Origin of the sequence: Bacteroides sp. RTP31139st1_H2_RTP31139_211217 (assembly GCF_040227615.1) — a bacterium.
Taxonomy (GTDB): Bacteria; Bacteroidota; Bacteroidia; order Bacteroidales; family Bacteroidaceae; genus Bacteroides; species Bacteroides uniformis.
The window spans coordinates 1-10,631 of the sequence record NZ_JBCNZM010000165.1 but is presented as its reverse complement, the minus strand read 5'-3'; the positions used below and the strand labels follow the sequence as shown (position 1 = coordinate 10,631).

11 protein-coding genes and 1 pseudogene are annotated in these 10,631 nt (G+C 41.7%); 5 read left to right on the top strand and 7 right to left on the bottom strand.

The genetic code is table 11. From position 1 onward, the window contains the following. Nucleotides 1-317 precede the first annotated feature (317 nt). Nucleotides 318-1,598: an ATP-binding protein gene (locus tag ABUA47_RS20030; RefSeq protein ID WP_005868811.1), complete on the bottom strand. Its 1,281-nt coding sequence runs from the start codon at nt 1,596-1,598 to the stop codon at nt 318-320. Nucleotides 1,599-1,724: 126 nt separating this feature from the next. Further along, nucleotides 1,725-1,884, bottom strand: a pseudogene (locus tag ABUA47_RS20025) (helix-turn-helix domain-containing protein). Nucleotides 1,885-2,013: 129 nt separating this feature from the next. On the opposite strand from ABUA47_RS20025, the gene ABUA47_RS20020 reads away from it, so the two are divergent. From ABUA47_RS20020 to ABUA47_RS20005, 4 genes are all read left to right on the top strand, one after another. After that, nucleotides 2,014-2,364 carry a helix-turn-helix transcriptional regulator gene (locus ABUA47_RS20020; protein ID WP_005868812.1) on the top strand — a complete coding sequence of 117 codons (351 nt, stop codon included), beginning with the start codon at nt 2,014-2,016 and terminating at the stop codon, nt 2,362-2,364. Next, nucleotides 2,357-3,946 (top strand): type II toxin-antitoxin system HipA family toxin, encoded by a 1,590-nt coding sequence (locus tag ABUA47_RS20015; RefSeq protein ID WP_005868813.1) that lies wholly within the window; start codon nt 2,357-2,359, stop codon nt 3,944-3,946. Before ABUA47_RS20020 ends, ABUA47_RS20015 begins: the two co-directional genes overlap by 8 nt. A gap of 99 nt (nt 3,947-4,045) precedes the next feature. Beyond that, a complete protein-coding gene (locus tag ABUA47_RS20010) occupies nt 4,046-4,366 on the top strand; it encodes a helix-turn-helix domain-containing protein (RefSeq protein ID WP_005868815.1) in 321 nt (106 codons plus the stop codon). Then, entirely contained in the window at nt 4,356-5,882 is a 1,527-nt protein-coding gene (locus ABUA47_RS20005) for a type II toxin-antitoxin system HipA family toxin (protein WP_005868817.1), read from the top strand. The genes ABUA47_RS20010 and ABUA47_RS20005 overlap by 11 nt, the downstream gene beginning before the upstream one ends. 415 nt (nt 5,883-6,297) lie before the next feature. Here ABUA47_RS20005 and ABUA47_RS20000 read toward each other — a convergent pair whose 3' ends face one another. The 5 genes from ABUA47_RS20000 to ABUA47_RS19980 all read right to left on the bottom strand — a co-directional run bounded on the left by ABUA47_RS20000 (nt 6,298) and on the right by ABUA47_RS19980 (nt 8,439). Continuing rightward, on the bottom strand, nt 6,298-6,807 hold the full coding sequence (locus ABUA47_RS20000; protein WP_007569216.1) for a hypothetical protein: 510 nt from the start codon (nt 6,805-6,807) through the stop codon (nt 6,298-6,300). Between the two features lie 267 nt (nt 6,808-7,074). Next, nucleotides 7,075-7,512: a hypothetical protein gene (locus ABUA47_RS19995; protein WP_005868821.1), complete on the bottom strand. Its 438-nt coding sequence runs from the start codon at nt 7,510-7,512 to the stop codon at nt 7,075-7,077. Nucleotides 7,513-7,555: 43 nt separating this feature from the next. Then, a complete protein-coding gene (locus tag ABUA47_RS19990; protein ID WP_005868823.1) occupies nt 7,556-7,804 on the bottom strand; it encodes a hypothetical protein in 249 nt (82 codons plus the stop codon). A 13-nt stretch (nt 7,805-7,817) separates the two neighbouring features. Next, nucleotides 7,818-8,054 carry a hypothetical protein gene (locus ABUA47_RS19985; RefSeq protein ID WP_005868824.1) on the bottom strand — a complete coding sequence of 79 codons (237 nt, stop codon included), beginning with the start codon at nt 8,052-8,054 and terminating at the stop codon, nt 7,818-7,820. Nucleotides 8,055-8,127: 73 nt separating this feature from the next. Continuing rightward, nucleotides 8,128-8,439, bottom strand: a complete 312-nt coding sequence (locus ABUA47_RS19980) for a DUF2958 domain-containing protein (RefSeq protein ID WP_349824556.1) — start codon at nt 8,437-8,439, stop codon at nt 8,128-8,130. Between the two features lie 566 nt (nt 8,440-9,005). Here ABUA47_RS19980 and ABUA47_RS19975 point away from each other — a divergent pair. Beyond that, nucleotides 9,006-10,226, top strand: a complete 1,221-nt coding sequence (locus ABUA47_RS19975) for a tyrosine-type recombinase/integrase (RefSeq protein ID WP_005868829.1) — start codon at nt 9,006-9,008, stop codon at nt 10,224-10,226. Nucleotides 10,227-10,631 lie beyond the last annotated feature (405 nt).

Here is a 10,631-nt window from a genome sequence, read left to right as displayed (position 1 = left end):
GCCATGCGTTAGGGATTGCAGAGTAAAGCCCACAGCCTTTAGGCGAGGACTTGAAACGTAAAGCCCGACCGTCCCACAGGAACGCCCAAAAGAAAAAGAATCCCCCGAACATTCATCCGGGGGACATCCAAGCCGTCACATCAATTATAATACAGATTCAGATCATCCGTGCCAATCTCCTTTCCGTCCCGGAAAACAAGGCGTAAATCAATCCTCTCTCTGTTTTCATTGCCACAAAGATAGACATACCGGCCAACATACGCATCATACTTATCAATCAGTTCTAACGGTATGACCGGCATGGGAAAAGGATACACCTATATTGCATATAGCGGAAAATTTGTAAGATTACCCTGTACTTTATAAGGCAACATAGAAAATCTCTCCGCATGCAATTCCGGTCTTTTTCCCAGTAATGCTGTCAACGAATTGGCCCGGACATTCCCTTCGGCCTTCACTTCTATCGGCACCATTTGGGCATTACGTTGAATAACAAAATCCAACTCAAGACGCGAATTGTCTGTGTTATGGTAATAAATCGGTGACACGCCCTTACTTTTCATCTGCTGCAATACATACTGTTCAGTCATTCCTCCCTTGTATTCCTTAAATATGTCGTTTTTAATCAAGACTTGGGCCGGATCTGTCTTGACCATAGCACCCATAAGCCCCAAATCAACCATATAGAGTTTGAAAGCCGACAGGTCTTCATAAATATCAAGCGGAAGCTCCGGTTTGGTACATCGAGGCACTTTATACAACAACCCGGCATTTACAAGCCATTGAATGGCCATCTCAAAATCATTGGCTCTGGCACCTTTTCGCAAAGCTCCGTAAATGAATTTCTTGTTTTCTTTAAATAATTGGGAAGGAATGCTGTTCCATACCATTCGGACACGCGGAACCTGTTCTTTGGGCGCATGTTTTGAGAAGTCAAGATCATAGCCTTGCAAAATCTCCGACTGTATTCTTCTGACTTCCAGCAAGGAATCCGTTTCTACATATTTGAGTACAACTTCCGGCATACCACCTACATAATAATATTGCCGAAGGAGATCCGTATATTTGTCATGCAGGAGGCTTATCGTTTCAAAATCCCCACTCATAAGCAATTTACAAGCTTCTTCTTCTCCCTTGGCGACAAGAAACTCTTCAAAGTTCATAGGAAATATATTGATGACATTTACCTTCCCTACGGGATAAGACACATCCTGATGAAGGGATATCCCCAAAAGTGAACCTGCCACAGCTATATGATACTCCGGAACCTCCTCTTTAAAATACTTCAAAGATTCCAGTGCTTCCGGGATATCTTGTATCTCATCAAGGATAATAAGCGTATCACCCGGAGTAATGTCAACGGAAGTCATCGCACGCAGCCCCCGTAAAATTCTGTCAACATTGAAATCCTGAGAAAAAAGCTGGCGTGCAAGGTTATTCTTACGGCATACCACATAAGCCTCTTTTTTGTATTCAAGTTTGGCAAACTCATGGAGCAGCCATGTTTTCCCAACTTGTCGGGCACCATTTAAAATCAGAGGTTTTCTATCCTCACGGTTTTTCCATTCTATAAGTTGTTGCAAAACAAATCTTTTCATCTACAAACAGCATTTTTATACATGTAAAAACAGCGTATAATACATTTATCCGCACTTATTTAAAGCACAAATATACTAAAATAAACAGATAATAGAAGCAATCTTATACATTTTTCCGCACTTTAATCAACTCCAATGGAAAGCAGTAGCCAATTTAGGATTGCCTTCTCCACGCTCGATGGCCACCAGCGTATTGATGCCCACGCCCGCCAGTTCGGAGAAGTTCCAGCTGATTGACCTTCAAACTCTTCCTGCACTCTTTAATCATCTTTCCTAGCTCTTTCATATTCACAACACATTGTGATTTTAGTCAGTTTTCATCCTAGTTCAAAGAAAAAAACAGCCGATAAAGCAACTATAATCATTGTATTCATATAGATTAACATCATATATTCAAGTTAATCTATATATTTACATGGATTATTTGTATATTTGCAAAAAAGGAACAACCATGTGGAATGAAATGAGCAATCCAGCTGTGCTGATGAGAATCGGCCAGCGCATCAAAGAGACACGTATCAGGCAGCATATCACGCAGGAAGAACTGGCAACGGCTTCCGGTGTAAGCCCCTTGACCGTTGCGAACATCGAGAAGGGCAAATCGGTATCGCTGCTGTTGTTCATCAGCGTACTCCGCTCGCTCGGCCTGCTGGAGAACCTGGAGCAACTGGTACCGGAAATCCGGGTCAGCCCGATAGAGCTCAAAAAACTGCAAGGAAAGAAACGCTACCGTGTACGCCATTTAAAACAAGATAACCATGAATGATTTGATAGTAGATGTAAAGCTATGGGGAGAAAGCGTAGGCTCTCTCTATTGGGAAAAGGAAAGCAATGCCGCCTTGTTCGACTATGAACGGAAGTTCATCCGCTCCGGTCTTGACATTTCTCCCATCATCATGCCCATCAGCCAGTACAGGAACACCCCCTACCGGTTCCTTGAAAACCGTACCGACTGTTTCAAGGGGTTGCCCGGCCTGTTTGCCGATTCACTGCCGGACACTTTCGGAAACCAGATCATCAATGAATGGTTTGCCAGCAAGGGATTGTCCGGAGAAGAGATTACCCCTTTAGACAGGCTTTGCTATGTAGGCAAACGTGGCATGGGCGCACTGGAGTTTGAGCCGTCCTCGCCAATCAACGGCATGAACGAATCATCAGTGCTCCATATCGAGGAACTGACTGAGCTTGCCAAATCCGTATTCACGGACAGAATGGCTTTTCAGGTCCAACTGCGCCAGGAAGGAAGAAACATTCTGGATATACTGAAAGTGGGAACATCTGCCGGAGGTGCCAAGCCCAAGGCCATCATCGCCTACAACGATATTACCGGAGAGGTACGCTCCGGACAGGTAAAAGCTCCTGAAGGATTCGGGTATTGGCTGTTGAAATTTGATGGCGGCAAATACAGCGAACACACGCAGATAACGGACAATCCACAAGGAATAGGAAATATCGAATATGCCTATCACCGGATGGCAAAAGCCTGCGGTATCGATATGATGGAATGCCGGTTACTTCAGGAAAAAGAGTCATATCACTTTATGACACGACGTTTTGACCGTATGGAAGACGGAGAGAAGATCCATGTACAGACATTGGCCGGGCTTGCCCACTATGACCGTGACCAACGCCATTCATACGAAGAGATATTCCGTATCATGCGGCAGATGAACCTCCCTTATCCAGAGCAGGAGGAACTATACCGAAGAATGGTGTTCAACGTCATGAGCCGGAACCATGACGACCATAGCAAGAACTTATCTTTCCTGATGGATAGACAAGGGAAGTGGAAACTGGCCCCAGCATACGACCTCTGCTACTCATACACACCGGGCGGCAAATGGACGAACCGCCACCAGCTGTCACTCAACGGCAAACAAGACAATTTCACGATGGAAGATCTGCAAAAGGTAGGTGAGAACATGGGTATCCGGAAACACAAACAGATTATCGAAGAGATACAGGAAACCGTATCGCATTGGCATGAGACTGCCAAGGATTGCGGGGTCAAGCCGGAACACGCCGATTTTATCGGAGAAAACCTGCTCTTGTTCGGCAAGCAACTGCATACGATCCATATGCCGGACATTGCCAACGAACAAGAGCAGGCTTTCATGAAGGCTATGCGAAATGATGACTTCAATACCATTCTGAAACTGAAGATGAGAGGATATCAGCCATCGGAGAACACACTGAAAAGCCTCCAGCCGGATGTATCCGCCACCACCTTCATCGCTGCCGCCAAAATCTTCCAAATGGAAGGGATGCTAAAAAGCCTTCAGGACATAAAACCCGCGCAAAGCCCGATTACAGGCGGCAATAAACGTAGCATGGAATTGGGGGATTAGCACACAAACTACATCGCGCACAATTCAATATAACAGTAAATATATTAATTGTTATATATCATATTTTGATTTAACAATTAATATATTTACCTTTGTAAAATGACAACGAATCACATCACCCAAGCCATGGCCAATCCGGAAATCATAGTGGAACTGGGCAGACGATTTAAGGAATACAGGCTAACCTATAGGCTCACCCAAAAAGAGGCTGCCGAGAAAGCCGGTGTCAGCCTTATCACCTTACGCCAGTTTGAGAACGGGAAGGCCTATAACATCAATATGGGCAACTTTCTTGCCCTGTTACGAGTAGTGGACTGTCTGGAACAGATGGATGATCTGATGCCGGAAATACCTGTTTCAGCCTATACAATGGAACGAATAATGAATAAAAAGCCGAAAAGGATAAGACATGGAAAATAATGTTGTGAGTGTTATGTTATGGGGAGAAGAAGTCGGAAAGCTCTATTGGGACGAAAGAAACAAAAGAGCCGTCTTCAACTATCATCCGGATTTCATCAAGAAAGGAGTGGAAATCGCCCCACTGACCGCTTCTGTCAAAGGACCGGCGGCAAAGGGTATGCCCATACTCGGAAACAAAGAAAAGACTTATCAAGGTCTCCCACCGTTTTTGGCAGATTCATTGCCTGATCGGTGGGGTAACATGGTCTTCGACCAATGGGCGGCACAAAACCATATCCCCAAGCGCAAACTCACACCGGTAGATAAACTGTCTTTCATCGGGAAACGGGGAATGGGAGCCTTTGAGTTCATCCCGGCCACTCCTGGATTGGAATCCTCTTCCACTCTCCAGATAGAGAGTTTATACCAACTGGCACGCCGTATCTTTGAGGAACGGGAGGAAATATCCGTGCAAGATGACGAAGCACTGCAACTGCAAAGTATCTATGAGATAGGTACATCAGCCGGAGGGCAGCACCCGAAAGCCATCATCGCCATCAATGAAACGACACATGATATACGTTCCGGCCAAGTCCCTTTACCGGAGGGCTATACCTACTACATATTGAAGTTTGCAGAAGGGGACGATTTTCCGTTCACGCAAATGGAAATGGTATATTATGAGATGGCAAAGGAAGCCGGGATTACGATGATGCCTTCCCGACTCATTCAAATTGAGGGAAAACATCACTTCCTGACGGAGCGTTACGATAGGATAAACGGAGAGAAGATACATACACAGACACTTGCTGCCATGAATCCGGATGCAACGAGCTATGAGGATTTGTTTGAAGTCTGCCGAAAACTGAACATCCCGGCAAGCGAACAGTCCGAACTCTACCGTAGGACGGTATTCAATATCATGGGCGGCAATGTGGATGACCACATCAAGAATTTCTCTTTCCTGATGGAAAGAAACGGCACATGGCACATCACCCCAGCCTACGACATGACATTCACCACCAATTTGGACGGTGCGGCATACGAAAACGCACACTCCATGAGCATTGCAGGAAAAGATAACGACATCACGGAAGATGACCTGATGCAATTTGCCAAACAGAACGGAATAAAGAATGCGAAAAGGATAATCGAAGAAGTCAGCCTTGCCATCAGCCATTTTTACGATTATGCCACCAATCATCAAATCGATGACTATTGGAAAGACCGCATCGAAGAGCATCTTTCCGGTTTGGTATCTCCGATCATAGGGAAAACCATGAAACACTACCTGCCCACCATTGTCGAACCCTACGAGACAGAGGATGGCTTTTTGGTATCAGAAATCAACATCATCGAAAACACCCGGCATGATTTCCGTATCGAGGCCTTCATAAACGGAAAGCGACAGAAATACATTGCCGGGCGTAAAAGCGATTTGGCTGCTGAAGTCATTGCCAAAGGCAGAAACAAGATGCCCGTTGAGAACAAGAAAGAACTTGTGGAACGGTTGTTACTGCCTTTAGCTAGAAGATAAAAACAGACGAATAGCGACACTATTACATTAATAAAAAGTCTGTTCTTGTTCGGCAAGCAACTGCATACGATCCAAATCCGGACATTGCCAACGAACAAGAGGAGGCTTTCATGAAGGCTATGCGAAATGATGACTTTTCAATACCATTCTGGAACTGAAGATGAGAGGATATCAGCCATCGGAGAACACACTGAAAAGCCTCCAGCCGGATATATCCTCCACCACCTTCATCGCTGCTGTCAAAATCTTCCAAATGGAAGGGGTACTAAAAAGCCTTCAGGACATAAAGTCTGCGCAAAGCCCGATTACAAGCGGTAATAAACGTAACATGGAGCAAACAAATTTACTATTCAATTTTCAGTTTTTTTCTATTTCTATACTACTGTACGCCATAAAATAACGAAGAAACTTATTCCTATATCAATTCATAATCAATAACATACAATTCACCAAGAATATTAGGGAATGCTACAGTATCATATATCACCTGCCCTACTCCATTAAAATTACCCGGAGATATTACAGATGCTACAACACCATGATAAGCTGTGGGAGAAAAAGAAAGATCTGCTAATCCATTTATCCCAATAACATTTTTCTGTACACCAGCATTATTAACATTACAAAAAATTGCATAATGAATAGTTTGATGTAAATTTACAGCAGCATTAGGAAGATGCACAAAATATAATATATCTCCATTATTACATTTAGCTAAATCATGATAGGTATTTATTTTTTGTATCATACTTTCTAAAGAAGCTCCAAAAGGATTAACTGAAATTCTTTTTCCTGTTGCCTGTTCTATAATTCCTCTAACTAAATTAGCACACCCTCCACCATTTGTAGGTAAATTAACATTCAAATTCTGAGTATTAGTAATAAATTGTGTAATCAATTGTCTATCATTTATACTTATAGCCATATATTATAACTCATGTTCTCCTACTCTCTCAAAGGCTTTTCGGAACCTGCCTATAAAAACTGTCTCTGTAAGCTTACCCCACAAATCTACCCTATAATCCCCAAACCGCTATCATCCCTTTTCTGAATGCCATGGAATTTTTTCCGAATACATAAGTTAGAAGATGAAAAAAGATTGTATTCAAAGTTTTTGGTTCTTTTTTGAAAAAAGAACCGCTGGCCAAAAATCCAACGGTTACTTTACTTTCGGAAAAATATGCAATGAAGTTTATAGGCCGAATGAGGAACGCAGCTTCTTCATGGCATTCTCCACATCAAAGAAAGACACATCCATAAGATCTTCTCCCCATGCTTCCGGAAAGTCAAGAATGGAACGTCCGTTATTAAGAACCGCATCACGGATGGCTTTCATCACATTCTGCCGAGTCGGTTCCAGCTTGAAGAAAAGGCAATGCCTGACTGCCATTGTAAGGGTATCATCATCTATAAAGAAACGGATGGTGACGGTCATGTGTACCTGCGTCCGTTTCTCCAGTTTCTTCTTTTTAGTTTCCAGTTTGGCCAACCGGGAAACATAGAATGAAGGGATATGTTTCCCGGATTCAACGCAAGTCTTCATCGCTTCATGTATTTCAGCGATGCCGTCACGTATATCCGTCAAGTCGGTGCAGTTGGATGCAACCGTATAAGCCGATAACTTTTTCATCTCAAAAGCCGTTTTTATATGGCAAAAGCCCTGTTTGTGAAACTTATAATATATGAATCTCCTTATCACCTACCTTCTCGTCCGATACGACCAATACCTCGTACTTCATCCTCTTGTAATTATAGACTACGGCAAGCGTATTAAAGCCACCGTTATCATACCGCCTGTCATAAACGGTATGTACATACTCATACATCGCATTCCCCATCATGAACTTTACGGAAACATCCGTAAAGTAAAATGCCACCGCATAAGCCAGCGTTTTCTTTTTATCAACCTTTTTTGTTTTCATAACCATTTGTCCTTTATTGTTTTCTGATAAAATATTCAATGGCCGAATGAACCAATATATAATGTGTGGGTGTCTGCCTGCACTGTTCCGCATAAGGATTATAGAACTGGAGAGCCAGCGCATGGTATAATTCCGGCAATTCCCGCTTGATTCTCGCCGTAAGCAGCCGATAGGAGCATTTTCTACCGTACTTCATCAGCTCACGCCATTTGTCCTGTGTTATTTCCGTGCAATTCGTCTCGTAAACCATAACTTCCGTTTTTAAGTTCAATATTCCGGTTGGAAAGCGGAAAGGGGTTGTTCCCTCTCCGTTTATTCTCTAATCAATTCAGGCAAGCTTTTACCGTTATACCGGTTTTCAGTCCTTTATCCAGCTGCACGGTCAACCCACGAACATTCACCTCTTGAATTTGAGAAAGAAGCACATAACCCCATTCCCATTCTTGAATATGGCAATAACCGAAAAAAAGCCAGTCACCGCCTTCCTGCTGTTCGGCTTCCGTTACCAACCATACCACCGAAGAAAAAGGAAGGAAAAACCTTGCGATGACTTCCGCATTAAGCCCCTGCCCCTCTTTTGAGTACAAAGGGTTGGCTTCAAACACATTCTTTAGTTGTTCCGTCACTGTAATCATATGTCACATTTTTAAAGGGTTAAACTTCTAATTTTATGCTTCAGCTAGATTTAAAGACCTTTTTTTAAAACCCCTTTCCGGGATGACCTTTTCTTTCTGCCGACTTTTTTTTTGAGCTTTCATGCCCCATCTGAGTTTATAAGCCTTTTTTTTACGGCACACAACAAGAAGGAAGGAGGGATTGAGAAAAGTTTTGGACGACAAAAAATGTTGGGGACAGCGAAGCCGTCCGGCGTTATTTTTTTCGGTACAAAGGGCGAAGACCGGAACTCTTTCGTATCCATCCACCGAAATAAATTTGCCGTTCAAAAACAAAGGCTCTCAGACGGGGCTATGAAAAAACGTACATTAGGGGAGGCAGAAAACAAGGAAAAGGGCAGTACGGAAATAAAAGAAAAATAAAATCCAACATTATTCACATTGATATATAATAGCCAAGTATTTCGCCATATCAATATAAATCCAACTATAATCAAAATCAAACAGTTATCTAATTTATTGGTTATTAAACATATAATACGCCAAAACATTTATTTTGGAGAATATAATATTAATTAAACAAAAAAATGGCATCATTAAAAATAAAGTATCGACATTCCTCTATAGAAGGAAAAGCGGGAACATTGTTCTATCAAGTAATTCATAATCGTGTAGCAAGGCAGATAAATTCAGGATACAAGATTTATCCTGACGAGTGGGATATTTTCAATTCCCAAATAATCATACCAGCAAAGACAGGAGAAAACCGGCATCGGTATTTGGTTTCTTTAAAAAAATGTATTGAGGAAGACACCTCACGTCTAAAAGATATTATGATAAGATTTGAGAATCTTGGATACAAATATACGGCAGACGAAATCATTGAATATTATTCCGCTCCTCCTGTGAACGAGTACTTTGTGTCATTTTGTGAGAATCTCATTGAAGAATTGAGACAAATAGGTAAAATACGCACCACAGAAACTTATACCACTACGCTCAATAGCTTCAAGCGATTCATGAATTTCAGAAAGAAAGGCAGAGACATCCCTTTCGACAATATAGACTCCAACCTGATGATGGAATATGAACAATATCTAAAATCTAATGACATTTGTCCGAACAGTACTTCCTATTACATGAGAAACCTCAGAGCCATGTATAATCGTGCCGTAGAAAAAGAATTGGTTATACAGCGATATCCGTTTAAACATGTATATACGGGCATAGATAAAACTGTAAAACGGGCAGTTCCGGCCAAAATTATCCGACAGATACGCGATATGGATTTAAGTCACGACTCCTCTTTGGAATATGCAAGAGACCTATTTATGTTCAGTTTTTATACCCGAGGGATGTCATTTATAGACATGGCTTATCTAAAGAAAAGTAATTTGCAAAACGGTTTTTTATCATATCGCAGAAAAAAGACCAACCAACAGCTAGTAATCAAATGGGAAAAGCCCATGCAAGAAATCATAGATAAATACGATACCATAGGTTCTTCTTATCTATTGCCGATCATTCTCGACGCAAAAACGGATGAACGGAAACAATACAAGAATGCAGCCCAGCTGGTGAATTCAAAACTAAAGAAATTGGGAAAACAAATCGGCCTTCCTATTCCGCTGACGAGTTATGTGGCACGTCACGCCTGGGCTTCTATCGCCAGAAGCAAAAACATTCCGTTGGCTACCATCAGCGAAGCTATGGGACATGATTCAGAAAGCACTACACGGATTTATCTTGCATCGTTAGACACCTCCGTAGTGGATAAAGCGAACAGTATTATTTTAAATACACTTTAATTCACATTATAAAACAGTTTACGCCATAGGTTTCAGCATACGTGCCCAATCGGCCCGCTGTTATTCTATGGCAATTATTATTTTTATTTATCTGACAAAAAATAAGTTGGAATTATGTTATACAAATTGAAGTTTTCTTTCTGAGAGAAAGATTTGTAAATGCAAAAGTACAAAAGATAACACAAAAAACACTAAAAATCAGAAGAAAAATATTAGTCATACCATAAAAAATAAGAGGTATGATTAGAAAAAACTGATTATTTGTTGAGCAAATTGATTATACCAATCTTATAAATATTTGATATACATCAAAATACCAATCACCCCATTTCTCTCAGAAAGAGAAACACCGAAAATAGGAGAAATTTCCTATACGAATGCCATAGGAATATAATGAACAAGTAT